This window comes from Vibrio sp. RE88, assembly GCF_013113835.1.
Taxonomy (GTDB): domain Bacteria; phylum Pseudomonadota; class Gammaproteobacteria; order Enterobacterales; family Vibrionaceae; genus Vibrio.
The window spans coordinates 363,735-382,170 of sequence record NZ_VTYQ01000002.1 but is presented as its reverse complement, the minus strand read 5'-3'; the positions used below and the strand labels follow the sequence as shown (position 1 = coordinate 382,170).

At 44.2% G+C, this 18,436-nt stretch carries 19 protein-coding genes; 7 read left to right on the top strand and 12 right to left on the bottom strand.

The genetic code is table 11. The features are described 5' to 3' along the window. Positions 1–134: 134 nt before the first annotated feature. From traF to F0265_RS05200, 4 genes are all read right to left on the bottom strand, one after another. Positions 135–1,274: a conjugal transfer protein TraF gene (traF, locus tag F0265_RS05215; RefSeq protein WP_171748071.1), complete on the bottom strand. Its 1,140-nt coding sequence runs from the start codon at positions 1,272–1,274 to the stop codon at positions 135–137. A 66-nt stretch (positions 1,275–1,340) separates the two neighbouring features. After that, a complete protein-coding gene (locus F0265_RS05210) occupies positions 1,341–1,658 on the bottom strand; it encodes a GIY-YIG nuclease family protein (protein WP_171748070.1) in 318 nt (105 codons plus the stop codon). Next, positions 1,658–2,317 (bottom strand): YceH family protein, encoded by a 660-nt coding sequence (locus F0265_RS05205; RefSeq protein ID WP_171748069.1) that lies wholly within the window; start codon positions 2,315–2,317, stop codon positions 1,658–1,660. The genes F0265_RS05210 and F0265_RS05205 overlap by 1 nt, the downstream gene beginning before the upstream one ends. Positions 2,318–2,346: 29 nt before the next feature. After that, positions 2,347–2,541: a hypothetical protein gene (locus tag F0265_RS05200; protein ID WP_171748068.1), complete on the bottom strand. Its 195-nt coding sequence runs from the start codon at positions 2,539–2,541 to the stop codon at positions 2,347–2,349. 193 nt (positions 2,542–2,734) lie between these two features. Between F0265_RS05200 and F0265_RS05195 the strand changes: the two genes are divergently transcribed. Both F0265_RS05195 and F0265_RS05190 read left to right on the top strand, forming a co-directional pair. After that, a complete protein-coding gene (locus tag F0265_RS05195) occupies positions 2,735–3,055 on the top strand; it encodes a DUF496 family protein (RefSeq protein ID WP_006961083.1) in 321 nt (106 codons plus the stop codon). Between the two features lie 294 nt (positions 3,056–3,349). Beyond that, positions 3,350–3,601 (top strand): YgjV family protein, encoded by a 252-nt coding sequence (locus F0265_RS05190; RefSeq protein WP_171748067.1) that lies wholly within the window; start codon positions 3,350–3,352, stop codon positions 3,599–3,601. A gap of 66 nt (positions 3,602–3,667) precedes the next feature. Here the strand turns inward: F0265_RS05190 and glpK are convergent, their stop codons facing one another. Both glpK and F0265_RS05180 read right to left on the bottom strand, forming a co-directional pair. Next, positions 3,668–5,182, bottom strand: coding sequence for a glycerol kinase GlpK (gene glpK, locus F0265_RS05185; protein ID WP_065742909.1), 1,515 nt, complete (start codon positions 5,180–5,182; stop codon positions 3,668–3,670). A 45-nt stretch (positions 5,183–5,227) separates the two neighbouring features. Beyond that, positions 5,228–6,079, bottom strand: coding sequence for an MIP/aquaporin family protein (locus F0265_RS05180; RefSeq protein WP_045985197.1), 852 nt, complete (start codon positions 6,077–6,079; stop codon positions 5,228–5,230). A 505-nt stretch (positions 6,080–6,584) separates the two neighbouring features. Here F0265_RS05180 and glpA point away from each other — a divergent pair. Genes glpA through glpC form a run of 3 tightly spaced genes read left to right on the top strand, consistent with a single transcriptional unit; the run spans position 6,585 to position 10,746 of the window. Beyond that, on the top strand, positions 6,585–8,222 hold the full coding sequence (gene glpA / locus F0265_RS05175; RefSeq protein ID WP_171748066.1) for an anaerobic glycerol-3-phosphate dehydrogenase subunit A: 1,638 nt from the start codon (positions 6,585–6,587) through the stop codon (positions 8,220–8,222). Next, complete coding sequence (glpB, locus tag F0265_RS05170; protein WP_171748065.1) at positions 8,219–9,523, top strand: glycerol-3-phosphate dehydrogenase subunit GlpB; 1,305 nt, start codon at positions 8,219–8,221, stop codon at positions 9,521–9,523. The genes glpA and glpB overlap by 4 nt, the downstream gene beginning before the upstream one ends. Beyond that, positions 9,520–10,746, top strand: coding sequence for an anaerobic glycerol-3-phosphate dehydrogenase subunit GlpC (gene glpC, locus F0265_RS05165; protein ID WP_171748064.1), 1,227 nt, complete (start codon positions 9,520–9,522; stop codon positions 10,744–10,746). Before glpB ends, glpC begins: the two co-directional genes overlap by 4 nt. 50 nt (positions 10,747–10,796) lie before the next feature. On the opposite strand, the gene F0265_RS05160 is transcribed toward glpC, so the two are convergent. Further along, positions 10,797–11,414 (bottom strand): OmpA family protein, encoded by a 618-nt coding sequence (locus tag F0265_RS05160; protein ID WP_064486363.1) that lies wholly within the window; start codon positions 11,412–11,414, stop codon positions 10,797–10,799. A 234-nt stretch (positions 11,415–11,648) separates the two neighbouring features. On the opposite strand from F0265_RS05160, the gene F0265_RS05155 reads away from it, so the two are divergent. Continuing rightward, on the top strand, positions 11,649–12,275 hold the full coding sequence (locus F0265_RS05155) for a thiol:disulfide interchange protein DsbA/DsbL (RefSeq protein ID WP_171748063.1): 627 nt from the start codon (positions 11,649–11,651) through the stop codon (positions 12,273–12,275). Between the two features lie 15 nt (positions 12,276–12,290). Next, a complete protein-coding gene (locus F0265_RS05150) occupies positions 12,291–12,764 on the top strand; it encodes an FKBP-type peptidyl-prolyl cis-trans isomerase (protein ID WP_171748062.1) in 474 nt (157 codons plus the stop codon). Positions 12,765–12,799: 35 nt separating this feature from the next. On the opposite strand, the gene F0265_RS05145 is transcribed toward F0265_RS05150, so the two are convergent. The 5 genes from F0265_RS05145 to nrdD form a co-directional block, all read right to left on the bottom strand. After that, the gene (locus F0265_RS05145) at positions 12,800–13,210 is read right to left on the bottom strand and encodes an NUDIX hydrolase (RefSeq protein ID WP_171748061.1); all 411 of its coding nucleotides are present in this window, start codon (positions 13,208–13,210) and stop codon (positions 12,800–12,802) included. A gap of 217 nt (positions 13,211–13,427) precedes the next feature. After that, positions 13,428–14,084 (bottom strand): ATP-dependent zinc protease, encoded by a 657-nt coding sequence (locus F0265_RS05140; RefSeq protein WP_039952107.1) that lies wholly within the window; start codon positions 14,082–14,084, stop codon positions 13,428–13,430. Between the two features lie 75 nt (positions 14,085–14,159). Beyond that, positions 14,160–15,341 (bottom strand): amino acid aminotransferase, encoded by a 1,182-nt coding sequence (locus F0265_RS05135; RefSeq protein WP_171748060.1) that lies wholly within the window; start codon positions 15,339–15,341, stop codon positions 14,160–14,162. A 170-nt stretch (positions 15,342–15,511) separates the two neighbouring features. Further along, a complete protein-coding gene (nrdG, locus tag F0265_RS05130) occupies positions 15,512–15,979 on the bottom strand; it encodes an anaerobic ribonucleoside-triphosphate reductase-activating protein (protein ID WP_171748059.1) in 468 nt (155 codons plus the stop codon). Between the two features lie 106 nt (positions 15,980–16,085). Next, on the bottom strand, positions 16,086–18,206 hold the full coding sequence (gene nrdD / locus F0265_RS05125; protein WP_171748058.1) for an anaerobic ribonucleoside-triphosphate reductase: 2,121 nt from the start codon (positions 18,204–18,206) through the stop codon (positions 16,086–16,088). Between the last annotated feature and the right edge of the window lie 230 nt (positions 18,207–18,436).

The window sequence follows — 18,436 nt, the reverse complement described above, 5'->3', positions numbered from 1 at the left end:
GGATACCTAGCTAACTTTAGTTTTTAATTTATTAGAGAATACTATTTAATCTCCGCTAGGTCGACTATATGGCTATAAATTAACCTATTAAAAACATTAACTTACATAAAGAGATTAATTATGCATATTTGAACCTAGAACGTAAAAGATAAATTACCTGAGACGCCATATTGGTTGTCACCTGCATAACTTCCCGCCAAATCTAGGCTTACCAAATCACCCGGACTAATACCAATCCCCGCAGTAATAGAGTTATCCAATGTATCTTCCAAATCGACCTCATAACCGGCCCTCAGCTGTGCCCATCCCATTGCATTGCCTTCAACACCAAAACGTAAAAATTGTGTATCGTCGTTTTGATCAGTAAATCGCTCTTGCTTAGTCAAATCCCAATCAACCGTCGCCACAAAATAATCCAGCACGTAAGCACCAGACACCGTTACCTGAGTGTCGAGTTTGTAGGTGCTCACGCCACTTATATCGAGCGTTTGAAGCTCTTGTGAGAACAAATCTTTGATTGCAATACCAGCGCGGAACTGTTGATAAAACCAGACGGCCCCAAGATCCAAATTAAATGCGTTTTCCTTGGTTTCACTTTGGTCATAATCACTTAAATCAAAATTTTCCACCGTTAGCGCTTGTTTGTAAGTTCGCATAGTCTGGAACTTTGGTGATATGCCGAGTGAAACGTCTTGCCCTGCGAGTGTCATACGTTTTGCAACAGCAACACCAAACTCGCTGTACCCAAATGCAATCATGTCGACACGAGAGTTTTCATAGCGTGTTTGGGTGTTAGAAGAGCTGGAAATATCCGTTTTTGCGATAACATCCGCATAGCCTCGCAAAAACAAGTTTGTCGAGAAAGCATTAAGAGGTAACGCAACCGAAGCAATGACACCACCGTTTACACCAAGTGGTTTGTCGTCTGAAAGTTGATCTAAGTAACCATTGATAGTGGCTTCAATTCCGGGCGTGGAAGGATTGCTTTCAAACTGTTTGATTGAATCCTGAAGATCATCAACCGTTTCAAGGGTTTTGTCAGTATCTCGAATTCGTGCTCCAATACCGGGAAAGAGTATGCCAAACGTATCTGAATCTCGGTACACCGCAGCTAAAGCGGGATTGTAGAAAGGGGCTAACACATAATCGGCGGTGGTGACTCCCGTGTTCCCCATCCCATTGCCACGACCGTCTGGGACGACCGTTGCTGCGTTAGCAGTAAAAGAAATTAAACCTGATGCCACCACTATTGACGTTTTTCTTAATAGTTTCATATCCATATCAACCTTTTTGACGTCTCATAATCAAGGTTAATACAAATTTCAGAAAACGACGGGAATTTAATCGAGTAGATCAATATCGAAAAAGTCACTCAAATTTGAGCTTCCGGAAATCAAACGCTCCTTTTGAGCTTTTGTGAGTTTCTTAACGCGGTACTCTATTTTGGAAGCGGCTGAACGATCTTGGCCCGCTTTAGCTGACCATTCCAAAGTCAGTGGCCCCTTCCCCTTCAAGGCTTTGGCACCAGTGCCCAGTTGATGTTGAGAGTAACGCCGCTCTACGTCCGTGGTAATACCACAATATAAGGCATTCAAACGTGTTCGAATAAGATACACATACCAATCCGAACACGTTGCAGTTTGTTTTGGCTGTGACATTAAGCCGTCAATTGCTCGACAAGCTGACGAAGTTCTGCGACTTCCGATTTTAGCGTCGCCACTTCTTGTTCAAGCGCCTCGACGCGATCATCATTCACCGTTGGCTGAACAGGAGAAACACTTGAAACCGCCATAGCTTCTACATCCACCTCACCACTGAACAAATGCATATAGCGTGATTCTCGCTTACCGGCTTCACGCGGCAGTTTCACGACCAATGCACCTTCTTCACGCGCTGCCAGCCGTTCCAGTATCGCTTCTACTTCTTTAACATCTGAAAATTCGGCTAATCGATTAGTGCGCGTTCTCAATTCACCCGGCGTCTGAGCACCACGCAGAAGCATGCAGCAAACAATGCCTTTCTCTTGCTTGGTCAGTTTCAAATCACCAAATTCAGTGTTGCAAAAGCGGTGTTGAAATTTGTTAGCACGGCTATTAAACCCGCTTTCATCACTAACCAACCTACGCCCTATTAAGCTATCGACGGCTTCTTGAACGTCCACTTCACTTAGCGCCATTACAGGCTCACGGTTACTTTTCTGATTACATGCGCTGGTCAGGCTGTTTAATGTCAGTGGGTAGTAATCAGGTGTAGTCACTTCTTTTTCAATCAGGCAGCCAATAACACGGGCTTCAACAGGACTTAGTTCTATGCTCATTTTTATTTCCTTATTTGAATCTTCCCAAATCAATGTTCAGAAAGGATGGGAACTTTTTTCATGTTTCCGTTTTCATCGATCATCACGATTTTACTACGGTTTAATTCGACTTCCGTCACTTCCTGACGAGTACGCTCTTTTCTGTATGCTTCGACGATTTTGCTCGAACGCTGGGGCACTTCAGCAGGCTCAATTTTGGGGATAATAATGTCAGAAGTTCGCATAGCGGTGCGGTGTTAGTTGATATCAATAATGAAATCATATCCTGAACTATAGCCCTTGCTCAATCACCTAATAAATAGATTGGTGATAAAATCGTCAACGCCTTGTAATGATTGATCTTAAGACTGTTATCGGCAGGAATGTTGTGTTTTAATCGATGACAGTTAAAGGTAAGTAAATATAGGAAAGGAACCTATGAGTGGTGTATTTGAAATTGTAGCTCAGGCCCGTCGTAAGAATAAGCTAAAACGCGAACTGCTTGATAACGAAAAAAAAGTTCGTGATAACCGTAAGCGTGTCGATCTTCTAGAAAACCTGATGGATTACATCAAGCCCGATATGACGCCAGATGAAATCGTCGGCATCATCAAAAACATGAAAGCTGATTATGAAGATCGCGTTGATGACCATATCATCAAGAGTGCAGAAATCTCGAAAGAACGTCGTGATATCAGTCGTCGCATCCGTGAATTAACGGAAGAAGACAAACAAGTACTTCAGGGCAAAAAGAAGTAGTTGATTCCACTAGTAGCACACCAAGCCTGCATTACTAAATGTGGGCTTTTTTAATATTACCAGTTGGTGCAGCCAACATTTTTAGTTATTACAAATTAGTAAACTACATTAAACGTTTGCGTAATCGCTAACCTTCTACAAACCCAAAACTGGGGCTTTCATCACACATTTAGCCCTGTTATATTTCCTGCAGATAATCATTCAGACCATTCGAGGCATGGAGCTTCCTCAGTTATCTCAAGGCGAGAAGAATTGGTACCGACATTGTTCGGCAAACTTTTAGAGGGTCAAATTATGGATATGAATATGGTTGAAATTCTAGGCTACGCTGCATCTATCATGGTAGCGATTTCTCTAACCATGAAAGACATTGTTAAGCTACGTGTACTGAACTTTATTGGTTGTGCACTTTTTACCGCTTACGGTCTTATGATTGACGCTTGGCCAGTCGTTGTGACTAATGGCTTTATCGCATGCGTTAATGTTTACTTCCTTGCGAAAATGCAAAGCGAAAAAAAGAGCACTGAAGCAGAAAGCGTTGCATAGCAAGTAGTTATCCGCTGAATTAAAACGCCCCGGACATGTCCGGGGCGTTTTTGTATTACTCTTTCATTACTCTTCGTCGTGCATATCAGCCCACGCCTGAGCACACTTCACTGCACGCTTCCAACCTTTGTAACGTCGGTTGCGCTTTTCTTCATCGTGATGAGGAGCAAATGTCTTGTCAATTTCCGCTTTATCTGCAACTTCATCCAAGCTATCCCAGAAGCCTACGGCCAAGCCCGCAAGATAAGCAGCACCCAAGGCTGTAACTTCAGTGACCTTAGGACGAAGTACATGCGTATCAAGTACATCAGACTGGAACTGCATCAGGAAGTTGTTCGCAACCGCACCGCCATCGACACGAAGTGCTTCAAGCTTAATTCCAGAGTCCGCTTGCATTGCATCAAGAACATCACGCGTTTGGTAAGCGATACCTTCAAGTGTTGCACGGATAATGTGGTTAGAATTCACGCCACGGGTCAAGCCAACAATGGTACCACGTGCGTATGCATCCCAGTACGGAGCTCCAAGACCAGTAAAGGCAGGGACGACATAAACGCCATTAGATGTGTCTACTTTAGTCGCAAAATATTCAGAGTCTTTGGCGTCTGCCAATAGTTTCATTTCATCACGCAACCATTGAATCGACGCACCACCCATAAAGACCGCACCTTCCAGTGCGTACGCTGGTTCACCCGCTGGTCCACAAGCAAGCGTCGTCAGAAGGCCATTCTTCGATGTCACTTTTTCCTGACCAGTATTCATTAGAAGGAAACAACCTGTACCATAGGTGTTTTTCGCCTGACCTGCGTTAACACACATCTGACCGTACAGAGCTGCTTGTTGGTCACCCGCAATACCCGCGATTGGGATACGCGTCCCCCCTTTACCACCAATGTTCGTTTCACCATACACTTCTGATGATTTCTTCACTTCAGGCATCATAGACAACGGAATGTCCATTTCCTTAAGTAGTTTCTCATCCCATTGAAGTGTATTGATGTTGAACAGCATAGTACGTGACGCGTTGGTGTAGTCCGTTACGTGTACACGGCCTTGAGTCATCTTCCAAACCAACCAGGTATCAACCGTACCGAACAGCAGCTTGCCTGCCGCAGCATCTTCACGTGCACCTTCAACGTTGTCCAAAATCCATTTGATCTTGGTACCGGAGAAGTAAGGGTCCAAGACTAGACCTGTATTTTCTTGAATATACTCTTCTAAATCGCGCTGTTTGAGATCTTCACAGATTGCAGCAGTACGACGACACTGCCAAACAATCGCGTTATAAATCGGCTTACCTGTTTCTTTGTTCCAAACAATGGTAGTTTCACGCTGGTTTGTGATACCAATACCAGCCACTTCGTCGCTACGAATACCCGACTTGCCTAACGCTTCTACCAACACAGAGCTTTGCGTTGCATAGATTTCCATTGGATCATGCTCTACCCAACCCGCTTCTGGGTAAATTTGAGTGAACTCACGCTGAGAAACGCTAACAATATTTGCGTCATGGTCTAGTACAACCGCTCGTGAACTTGTGGTGCCCTGATCTAGCGCGACTATGTATTTTTGCTCAGTCATGATCATTTCCTTTTCGTTTCGGTATTTCTATTAGTAATTTTAGTATTAAACGTGCGCTTCTTGATTCTCTTCAGTGTCTTCACACTGATTTGGAATCGTACAACCTGTACCTGTATTTGGTAGGTATTGGGCGATAAATTTCGGGTAAGCCCAAGCGCCAAAACATGCGCCAGCAATCGGACCTAAAATAGGAACAATAAAGTATGGAATGTCTTTAGCACCTGATAGCGCGTAATCCCAACCTGCAAGGTATGCAAACAACTTAGGACCAAAGTCACGTGCAGGGTTCATTGCGAAACCCGTTAGTGGACCAAGAGAGCCACCAATCACAGCAATCAAAACACCAATAAGTAGAGGGTTCATTGCACCGCGTGCAGCACCGTTGTTTTCATCACCGAGTGCCAAAATAGCAAACATCAGAACTGCGGTGATAACAAATTCAACTGCTAGCGCTCCTGCAAATGACAACGACGCATGAGGGTATGTAGAAAAGATTCCTGCCGTGGCCAGTGCATCTTGGCTGCTGCGAGCAAAACCATGTGCAATCTCGTAATCGACGAACAAATTGCTGTACAGACTGTATACCAGTGCAGCTGAACAAAAAGCGCCTAACATTTGAGCGATGATGTATGGAACAACCTTTGCTTTATCAAATCCATGAAAAGCAGCCAATGCAATCGTCACAGCCGGGTTAATGTGCGCTCCTGACACACCTGCTGTACAGTAGATTGCAATCGCAACCCCAAAGCCCCAGACAATACTGATTTCCCATTGCCCAAACTGAGCGCCCGCCAGTACTAAAGCGGCAACACAGCCAACGCCAAAGAATATCAACAGTCCAGTACCTATAAACTCAGCGATACATTCACCAAGTAAGGTTGGTTTTCTATTAGTCATAGTAAGAGTCCTTGTTTACATTAATATGTGCAATTTGGTTTTTTTATTGATTGCGCATTGTATTTTGCATACATGGGCCTGAGATTAAACGTCCACGCCCCATTAATGAGCGTTCGAGCACATTTTGTTATTTTTATGTTCTCTATTTTGTTAATTAAATCAATTTTTTGATCTTCACTTTCAAAATCGCTATTAACACTATTCTCATATCCTCTAAACGCTTAATGGCTAACACCTACCGACTCAAAGCCCTATAGATAAACAAGTGCTTTTACTCTATTGCTTAACCCTCCATATGTTGAACTATTGTTACGTGTGATTTTTGATAGCTTAATCAGTGTACGCCCGCCCGTATTTTGACTGATTGCAAACAAACCAGATTAGTGATTAGTAACACAACAACCACAAAACACGCGTTCGCTCATTTGTGAACAAGATATCGAAAATAAAATGAAATTAATGGCACATTATAATTATGGATATTTTGCCAAAGGCCAACTTTACTATGGTTAAACGGTTCGAAACTGATGTGGTCATCATCGGTGGGGGTGCAACAGGCACTGGAATCATGCGTGATTGCGCGTTACGCGGAATCAACTGCATTCTGCTAGAACAAGACGACATTGCGTCAGGAACTACAGGACGTAATCATGGTTTACTTCATTCCGGCGCTCGTTATGCCGTCACTGATAAAGAATCTGCTAAAGAGTGTATTCAAGAAAACCGCATACTAAAGTCCATTGCTCGTCACTGTGTTGAGGATACAAGCGGACTTTTTATTACCTTGCCTGAAGATGACCTCAATTTTCAGGACACGTTCGTTAACGCATGTAACGAAGCCGACATCGCTACCACGCAGCTCACAGCCAAACAGGCCCTTAGACTGGAACCTAATATCAACCCGAAACTCAAAGGGGCAGTTCAGGTGCCAGATGGAACACTGGATCCCTTTCGTTTATGCGCGTCTAATGTTTTAGATGCCAGTGAACACGGAGCGCGTTTATTCAATAAAACCAAAGTCACCTCCTTAATACGTCATGAAGATACAGTGCTAGGCGTAAACTGCTACAACACTCTGCAGAATGAATCTTTTCAGATATTTTCTAAACACGTTATCAACGCCGCCGGTATATGGGGGCAAAACATTTGCGAGTATGCCGATCTCAGCATCAAGATGTTCCCGGCAAAAGGCTCGTTACTCATACTCGATTATCGAATCAACAATCTCGTAATCAATCGCTGCCGAAAACCTTCAGACGCCGATATATTGGTTCCCGGTGACACGATTTCTCTCATTGGTACTACATCAGAGCATATCGATTACGATCAAATCAATGACCTCCATGTTACCGAGCGAGAAGTCGACGTGTTGCTGAGAGAAGGCGCGAAGCTCGCTCCTATTATGGCTAATACTCGAGTACTCCGCGCGTATGCAGGTGTACGACCATTGGTTTCCGTCGATGATGATGGCAGTGGACGCAACATCAGCCGAGGCATCGTATTACTGGATCACGAAAAGCGAGATGGCCTGAAAGGCTTCACTACCATTACTGGCGGCAAACTCATGACTTACCGCTTAATGGCTGAATGGGCGACAGATTTGTTAGCCGAGAAGCTCTCAATTAATGAGTCATGCACCACACACATCAAGCCTCTTCCCGGCTCAAACGAGCCAAAAAACAAGCCGAAGAAAACAGCCAGTATCGTAAAACCTGTCTACGAATCAGCGCATTACCGACATGGTGAACGTGTTTCTGACTTTCTTGATGAAAGTGCCGAAAAACAAGCAGTTATTTGTGAGTGTGAAATGGTCACAGCTGGAGAGATAGAGTACGCGATCAAACAACTCAATGTGCACAGTCTGGTCGATTTACGTCGCCGTACACGTCTGGGAATGGGCCCTTGTCAGGGTAAGCTTTGCAGTTATCGCGCTGCAAGTTTGTTTAACCAGTACGCTAACCACAGTGGCACCCAATGCAGCCAGCTTCTCAATGAATTCCTAGAAGAAAGATGGAAAGGTATTAAGCCCATCTTCTGGGGCGGTGCGCTTAGAGAAGCCGAATTTAGCCATTGGATTTACGAAGGTTTGTTTGGTGCTGGTCAATTGCACTCTCACGACGATAATAAGGAGGAGTCCAGATGAAGTACGATGTCGCTGTTATAGGAGGCGGAATTGCAGGTTACTGCTCAGCTTTGAAGTGTCTGGAATCTGGATTGAAAACCGTTTTAATTAATCAAGGTCACAGCTCTCTGCACTTCTCTTCTGGCTCAATTGATGTACTTGGAAACCTGCCAAATGGCTTAGAAGTGAAGGATCCTTTTGAAAGCCTTCCTGCACTCAAAAAGCTTTCATCTGAGCACCCTTATAGCAAGCTTTCCACCCCTGGAATAAAACAGGCGCTGCTATGGTTTCAAAACTTGCTAAATCAAACTGGGGTTTCGCTCTCACCGTGCCAAAATGGTCATAATCATTACCGAATCACACCTTTGGGTACACTCAAACCCACATGGTTATCACAACCATTTGTGCATCAGCACGTCCCCCACTCGTCATTCAAGAGACTCGTTTTAGTCTCTATTGACGGGTTTCGCGATTTTCAGCCTCAACTCGCTCTAGATAACCTGAACCAAATTGAAGAATTCAGCAACATCGAAAAGAAAATACTGTCGGTTCGTATCCCCGGCTTTGATTCTCTACGACAAAATCCGAATGAGCTGCGTTCCATCGATATCGCTCGAATACTCAAACAGCCCAAAGCATTTTCGAGTCTTGTACATCAGTTAAACGCAGGAGCGACTAAGGATGATCTCGTCATTCTTCCTGCCATCATGGGAAATGGCGACGGCCTAGCGTTAATGGAAAGATTACAAAGCGAGACCCAACTTCGTTTCCATGAAGTGCCGACAATGCCTCCTTCCCTGTTGGGAATAAGATTAGAAGAAGCATTACAAGGTATGTTCATCAAAATGGGCGGAATACAACTCAAAGGCGACAAGGTTATTTCCGCACACTGGTACGAAGATAAAAAGGCTATTCGATCAATACAGACGGCCAACTTAGAAGACTTTCCGCTCATCGCCAAACACTATGTGCTCGCTTCAGGGAGTTACTTTAGTCATGGTCTTGTTGCTGAATCGAGTCAGATTGTCGAACCAATATTCGACTTAGATGTACATTATCACCAAGACAGGCGTCAGTGGCGCGATAAAGACTTTTTCAGCCAATCGTCACACCCATTTATGCAATTTGGTGTGATCACTGATAGCCACTTTAATCCGACTCTGAATGGTCAAACGGTTCGTAACTTACACTGCTGCGGCTCCTTATTGTCTCATTACGATCCTATACAACAAGGCTGTGGAGGCGGTGTTGCCATCGTAACCGCTTTCCATGTAGCAAGTAATATTGTCCATGCCATAACGTCAGAGGAGGCCTTAGTATGACCACGTATTTTGCTGATCACGCTCCTCAGGTTACCAGTTTTGATCATTGCATTAAGTGCACCGTTTGTACTGTTTACTGCCCAGTAGCCAAAGCAAACCCGCTCTACCCCGGCCCTAAGCAATCTGGGCCAGATGGAGAGCGACTACGGATTAAAAACGCCGACTATTATGATGAAGCATTAAAGCTATGTACCAACTGCAAACGCTGCGAAACGGCTTGCCCTTCTGGCGTCAACATTGGTGACATTATTGCCGTGGCAAGAGGAAAATACGCGAAGAAAACTTTGAGCCCGAAACTCATTAGAGATTTTGTCCTCAGTCATACCGATCTTTTCGGGAATTTGGCTACCCCTGTTGCCCCCATAATCAATAGAGTGACGGACAACAAGCCTGTCAAAAAAATCATGCATAAAACAGTGGGTATTCACGATCACAAATCGTTACCCAAATACTCACACGGAACATTTCGTCGCTGGTACAAAAAACAGGTGTCGGATCAAGCAAGCTATCCTCGTCAAATCAGCTACTTTCACGGCTGCTTTGTCAATTACAACCACCCTCAGCTTGGAAAGGATCTGATCAAAGTTCTCAACGCACTAGGCATCGGCGTGCAACTTTTGGAAAAGGAAAAGTGCTGTGGTGTCCCACTGATTGCAAACGGTTTTCATAGTAAGGCTCGCCGCAATGCCGAACTAAACATCAAAAACATAGAACAGGCCGTTACTGAGCATGATCACACAGTACTTTCAACATCTTCAACTTGCTCCTTTACGCTCAAACAGGAATACCCGCATGTATTGGGCGTTGAAAATAAACACGTCAGCCATCGTATTGAATACGTCACCAAGTTCCTTTTAAAAGAGTTTATGAATGGTAATACATTGAATATGAAACCGCTCAACAAACGAGTGGTTTACCACACGCCTTGCCATCTGGAGCGAAGTGGCAATGTTATCTTCACTTTGGAGGTGTTAAAACAAATACCTGGATTGGAATTGATTGTCCTTGATAGCGAATGCTGTGGTCTGGCAGGGACCTATGGTTTTAAAGAAGAAAACTATGATGTTTCGATGAAAATTGGCCACCATCTGTTTGAGTCGATTAAATCAGCTGGGGCGGACTTTGCTATCACGGATTGCGAAACCTGCAAATGGCAAATTGAAGAGAACACACAGCTAGAAACTATTCATCCAATCTCGTTGCTTACCATGTGTATTGAATAGAAATACCTTAAAGAACAAGGCCTGAACTCAGTATTCAGGCCTTTCGATGATCAGTTATTCGAAACGATAAACAGGACTTCTACGCGTCTGTTACAGGCTTTACCTGCGCTTGTCATGTTAGAACACGCTGGAACATATTCACCGTAGCCGCGTGTGTAGATAGAATTCATTGCCACATTATTGCTAACCAGTTGCTTTTTCACAGCTTTGGCGCGTTTCATTGAAAGTGAGTCGTTAAAGGTCGGCGCTCCGGTACTATCAGCATGCCCGTCAATCACAATATCAATGCCTGGCTGTGTTGCTAAGTATCGGCCCATCATGTCCAGCCAATACATGGAGTCCGGTTTCACCATTGACGAACCCGTATTGAATTTGATCGTATCAGTTAACTTAACCATGATGTGATTACCAGGCAGTACCTCGTAGTCCACACCATTTTTCAATAGGAAACTTTGCAAATCACTGTAGCTCGTGGTGCGCATCTGCCCCATTGGTCCTTTCACACCAGACGAAGCCAGTTGAGGCGCGTCACCCCAATTCGGGTATCGTACTTCGAAATCTGTTTTGGGCGCAGTCTCTAGCATGTCATCCGTTAGATAACTCATTTCTTTAGCTAGATTGCCACAACCAGTGAGGAGCAAGAGCAAAGGTAAGGCAAGATATTTCATTGATCCACCATTCGTTTCCGTTTCGATACATCATTTATATCGGCAACTTTGGGAATACTTTAATTATAATTTAACCCTTTGCTTATCGCCTGTTGACGACTTAACGTTATGAAATGATTTAATAAGTATTTCGCGTGGTTTGCTATTTAGTTACTGGCCGTGAAAGAGTAAAATCCGCCTACCGTTATCTCGCTGAAAACACAGCGTGAACAGCGATTATAAAGAGAACACACTATGAAAAAGATAATGACCTTACTGACCATCGCATTTGCCACTCTCTTGGTTGGCTGTGCAGATAGCGATGTCCCGCAGGAGGGTAAGCAATTCCAAAAACTTCCTGTCAACTTATCGACCTTTCGCTTACCTCAAGTGACAGAAGTTTTCTCACTTAATTGTGGCCACTGCAAAAAAATGGAATCGGTTTTGCCTCAATTGGAAGAACTCACCAAGCAAAACATTGGCAAAATCCATGTGACGTTTAACGAAAGTGCGCAAGTTGGCGCCATGATCTATTACACTGCCGAAATGCAATTGGGCAAAAAGCCACAACCATCTATGATGGATGAACTGTTTGCGGCGGCTCAAATGGGTGACGGCGCAACAATGGCCGAGAAGAAACAAGCTATTGATGATGCTTTCCATTCTCGCGGACTAATCAGCCCTTACGAGCTCAAAGAAGATCAGCAAAAACAGTTATTCAGAGCGATGCAAGTCGCTGAAGACATCACTGAAAAAGGTCAAATTAATTCAGTCCCGACCTTTATCGTTAACGGTAAATACATGGTGCTGACATCCGGTCACAAAGATGTTGAAGACATTGCCAAGACCATTAACTATTTAACCCAAAACAACCCTAAGTAAAAACGGAAAGGACTCATGTCTAAAATAATCATCCCAATCGTCGTTTTAGTGCTAGCTGGCTTTATGATTTATCGCACTATGGTTACCAGCAAAGCGGGCGAGCAAAACTTTGCAGCAGGCCAAGCATTTCTTCTTGAGAATGGTAAAAAAGAAGGTGTGGTAACAACGGAAAGCGGCCTGCAATACCTTGTGCTAAACAAAGGCACTGGTACGGTAAATCCAACCGCTAAGAGCAAAGTGAAGGTGCATTATCACGGTACGCTAATCGATGGCACTGTGTTTGACAGCTCAGTTGAGCGTGGTGAACCGATTTCATTCGCTCTTAACCAAGTCATCAAAGGTTGGCAAGAAGGCCTAACGTACATGGTAGAAGGTGACAAGTTCCGCTTGTTCATTCCTAGCCCTCTAGCCTATGGCAAAGGTGGCAGTGGTCCTATTCCACCAGCGTCAACGCTAATATTTGATGTCGAGTTGTTGGAAATCCAATAACCAAAAAGGCCAATCATTCGTGATTGGCCTTTTTTCTATGCGAGCTCTTTTAACTCTCTGCAAAGATGCTTGTTCAAATGTTGCTGAATAAAGTTAACATCAGCCTTATAAAAATCGTGGGTTGGAATTTCATCAGCTGTCATCCAGTGGAAGGTTTGCTGCCTTTCTTCACAATGAGCAACGGGTTGTGCAGATTCACCAGCATGGAGAACGACGTAGTAAATTCTTCCACCATACTCATTAATATCGCTATACGTGGCAACGTGAGATAGTCCACTCAAGTGAGTCTCTTCATACAGTTCTCTGATGGCGGCATCTGTACCAGACTCATTGCTGTCCACTTCACCGCCGGGAAATTCCATGATCATGCCTTGAGTATTTCGGTGGCGCTCCTGAATCAGAACTTTTCCATCTCTGATGACTACTGCCATCGATAAATGCTTCATTGGGGGCTCCTTGGATTAAGCTGACTTCATCGGCGTTTTAGCTCAGACGTTTATGTTTTTAGATTTGAAATGTCTGATGCCGACACAAGATTGTAAGAACCCGCGAAGGGTAACCGAATATGCACTTAAGTTCTCGCTCCGCCTTCAAAAAACGAAATGTAAAACAATAAAAAACGGCACCTTATTAAAGGTGCCGTTTTGCTCAATGATTTAATGGCTACTTATGTTTTTTCTGAACAAACTTCTTACTGACATCTACAACCGCGACATCTTTAAAGAAGCTACGCCCAAGGAGTAATGGAAACTTCAAGTGAGTGCGATCTGCAAGCGTGAATTCTGTTTTCTCTTTCAGATCACCAATTTGAATCCATGACTCGACTACAGCACGACGCTCTGATTTTTCCGCACTAGACTGGCGAATCTTAACCCAACGTTCAACGGGAAGAGCAATCTCTTTACTCTTAACCCCATCATGCTCAATTTTGAACTTAACCCAATCTTTGCCATCACGTTCGAACTCCACTACATCTGTAGCGCTGATCGATGAGGTTGTCGCACCGGTATCAATACGCGCTTTGAAGTTCTCTTCAAGCCCAGGGACGTAAACCCATTCTTGCTCACCAAGGATCAGTTTTCCATCTGATGTTTTCTTTGGTTGCGGTTTTGGCTTAGGTTTTGGTTTTTCTTCTGGCTTCACTTCCGGTTTAGGTTCCGGCTTCGTCTCTTTCTCAACTTCTTTTTCTGGCTGCTCTACTTTAGGCTCTTCAATCTGTGGTTTTTGCTCTGGCTCTACTGGCTGCTGGCCTGTCGTTGAACATGCCATCAAACCACCACTAAGCATAACTGGAATTAGAACCTTCCATGTTTTGTTCATTCGATCACCTAACTCAATAACAAGATACGACCGCTTTAAAAAAGGCCCACATCAGTGTGAGCCTTAAAGCGAAACTTAAGACACTTTAACTATCGCATCGGCTACGTAAGGAATATCTTTTTCAGTCAGACCTGCGATGTTAATTCGACCATCCCCAACACCATAAATACCATATTCTTCACGGAGTTGCGTCATTTGGTCTTGAGTAAAGCCTAGCACAGTAAACATGCCTTTGTGGCTTTCAATGAAATCGAAATGTGAAGTGTTATGGGTATTTCTCAATTCATTACACAAAGTTTGACGAAGATTAAGCAAGCGCTGCTGCATTTCGCTCAATTCCTGCTTCCAAACACCTGTCAGCTCTTCACTTTGCAGGATAGTTTTCACTAATGCTGCACCGTGATCTGGCGGCATTGTGTAAGTAGCACGTGCAAGCGTTAACAGCTTGCCTTTTGCATTGCCAACATCCTGTAATGATTTGCCAACCACTATGGCGGCACCCGTACGTTCACGGTAAAGGCCAAAGTTCTTTGAACAAGATGTGGTAATCAGCATCTCTTCAACATTGTCAGCCATAAAGCGTAAACCTTTGGCATCTTCTTCCAGTCCGTCACCAAAGCCTTGGTATGCAATATCGACAAAAGGAATAAACCCGTTTTTCTGCGACAGTTCCGTCACTGCCTGCCAAGCAGAGAAGTCGATGTCAGCCCCAGTTGGGTTGTGACAACAGCCGTGAAGAAGGACTACATCTTTTGGCCCTGCTTGAGACAATTCTTCTAACATTCGAGCCGTATCAACCTGTTTGGTTTCAGGACTAAAGTAGCTGTACAGCTTCACTTTAAGACCCGCAGCTTCCATAACAGGGCGATGGTTAACGTAGCTCGGGTTTGAGATCCAAATCGTCGTTTCAGGCTGTGCGACTTTCATCAGGTCGCCTAGCATACGCAGTGCACCACTGGCGCCCGGTGTTTGGATGGCCGCAACGCGATCCATGGCTGAAGTACCTGACAGCAGTAAATCAACCATGCTCTGGTTGAACTCTTCGCAGCCGGCCAAACCGACGTAAGATTTCGTTTTTTGCGTTTCAACCACAATATCCTGTGCTTGAGATATTGCTTTCATGACTGGTGTTTCACCAGTACTGTTTTTGTAGACGCCGATACCCAAGTCCACTTTGTCAGGACGAGGGTCATTACGGTAAGCGACTGATAAAGAAAGGATAGGATCCAGTGTAGGTGTTGGTAAATGAGAGAACATGAAAGTCATAACCCTTTGAAATTCAAGTAACGGTGTTCAACTTATCACTTAATCCCCTAATTCAGAAATAAAATTTTAGTGCCTAAGAGCAAAACAGGATAAAAACCTTTTGCGGTTAACATATTTGCAACATTAAGAGGCCAGTCAGAATATAACACTAAGAGTTAGAGCTAAATCTTGAATCGGTGAATGATCTGATTGGAGCTACCACGCCACTCTAGGTTGAGATCCTTTTTCTCTTGCTCAAACTTACCGTCAATTAAAACATCAAGTAGCGCGACTACTTCTTGTTGCGCCACCGTCAATTCGGTCAGCTTATAGCCTGTCCACATCCAGATATCTTTATCTGGGCACTCTTTACGTACACGTTTTACCAACCGAAGAACATCAGCAACATTGGCTGGATGGAGTGGATCACCACCGGACAACGAAAGCCCACGTCTCTTAATACGAGTATCTTTCAAATCCCGCAGAATCTGGTCTTCCGCTTGTTGAGTAAACAATACCCCTGAGTCGAGTCGCTGAGTCGATTGGTTATAACACCCACGGCACTGATGTATGCAGCCAGAGACAAACAGAGTACAACGCGTACCCGGCCCGTTAACCACATCCACAGGATAGTACTGGTGGTAGTTCATGACGTTTTCCGATGTTGGATATTTGAGAAAATGCTTTCGCTCTGATGATAAAAGGCGAGTGACTCCCCGCCCCCTTTTCGTCACTGAATCAATTAACGCATTGGCTTTATAAATGCTTAACTCGGCGCTTCACTTCTTCTTGCTTACCAAAGTTGAACGGCCTCGCATCAGGACTGCCCAGATAACCACACACTCTGCGGGTTACAGAGACTTTAGTAGAGTCGTGATTGCCACAACTAGGGCAAGTAAACCCTTTACTCGTACAGTCAAACTCGCCGTTGTAACCACACTCATAACACTCATCGATTGGTGTATTGGTACCGTAGTAAGGAACTCGGCTATAGCTATAGTCCCAAACGTTTTCCAATGCTTCCACATTGCGCTGCATGTTCGGAAATTCGCCGTAACAAATAAAACCACCACTCGAAACCTGCGGGTAAGGCATTTCAAAGTCGATTTTGTCGTATGGGTTGACCTTCTTCTCTACATCGAGGTGGAAACTGTTCGTGTAGTAACCTTTCTCTGTGACACCTTCCAATACGCCGAACTCTTTGGTATCAATGCGGCAGAATCGGCTACATAAGTTTTCACTTGGTGTGCCATACAAACTGTAACCATAACCCGACTCTTCGGCCCATTGATTTACCTTATCTTTAAGGTGCTTGATGATATCGAGCGCTTTCTGACGAAGCTCTGAGTTGTCATAAACATGTGTCTGATTGCCATACAAAGCATTAATGGTTTCATGAACACCTATGTAACCCAAAGAAATAGACGCGCGGCCGTGTTTAAAAATGTTAGCAATAGGCTCATCAGCCTTTAGGCGAACGCCACAAGCGCCCTCCATATAGAGAATGGGAGCAACACGTGCTTTCACATTCTCTAACCTAGCAATGCGTGTCTCTAAAGCGCGGCGTGCGAGTTCTAACTTCGTATTCAAAATTTCATAAAACTTGCCCTCGTCACCTTTTGCTTCAATCGCAATTCGAGGAAGGTTGAGACTGACAACGCCTAGATTATTGCGCCCTTCATGGATCAACTCACCATTTTCTTCGTAGGTTCCTAGGAAACTACGACATCCCATTGGCGTTTTGAATGAGCCCGTTACCTCAACCACTTTTTCGTAATTGAGAATGTCTGGGTACATACGTTTTGATGCACACTCAAGTGCCAGCTTTTTGATGTCATAGTTAGGGTCGTCGGCTTTATGATTCAGACCATCTTTGATCCCGAAAACAAGCTTAGGGAATACGGCCGTTTTACGGTTTTTGCCTAATCCAGCGATGCGATTTTTAAGAATCGACTGTTGGATCAGTCGAGAAGCCCAACTCGTACCAAGGCCAAACCCGAAGGTGACAAAAGGTGTCTGACCATTGGCGGTATGCAGCGTATTCACCTCGTATTCCAGAGACTGAAAAGCGTCATAGCACTCTTTTTCAGTGCGAGCGCGTGCAAACGCTTCGGGTTCATGAATGTCCCATTCCTGAGCAATGTTAAGGTGCTTTTCGTAGCTGGCCATAACATAAGGCTCAAGCACTTCGTCAATACGGTTGATCGTCGTACCGCCGTATATATGGCTGGCAACTTGAGCGATGATTTGTGCGGTAACGGCGGTCGCTGTAGAAATCGATTTTGGCGTATCTATCTCCGCATTCCCCATTTTGAAACCATGGGTCAGCATGCCTTTTAAATCGATTAACATGCAGTTAAACATTGGAAAGAACGGAGCGTAGTCCAAATCGTGATAGTGAATATCGCCTTGCTCATGTGCCTGAACAATGTCGCGCGGCAGGATGTGCGTTTTGGCGTAATGCTTAGCAACAATCCCCGCCAATAAATCACGCTGAGTCGGGATAACCTTGCCATCTTTATTCGCGTTTTCGTTGATCAGATCGACATTGCTTTCTTCGATTAATCCTTCGATCTCACGAGTCAAAGCGCTTTGCTTCTCTCGAGCAATATCGCGATCATGGCGGTACTCAATGTACGAGCGTGCGAGTGACTTATAAGGCCCTTGCATTAACTCATTTTCCACCAACGTCTGAACTTCCGTTATATGAACTTCATCGTGATCTTTTAGCTGCAGCTCCACCGCTAATGCAACATTCAGCGCGTATATAGCGATTTCTTTATCTACATGCTCTGCCGCTGCTTCAACAGCAGCCTGAATGCGATCTCTGCTAAACGGAGCTCTAGAGCCGTCACGCTTGATTACGATTGGTTTCACCTTCTCTCCTTACCCTTTACATACTCACAGACTTATCCACAAATACACTATATAGGGTTATTTTTTATTCTACCGACACAATATGTTGTGGCGTATTTAACGAGATGAACCAGACTCATGTATTGATTTCGATCAATAAAATTAGGCCCTAGATTAAGATCAAATCGATCTTAGTGGCAGTGATCTCAGCTTGAAAGAAATGTATGAAAAAAGTGATTTTTATTGGATTT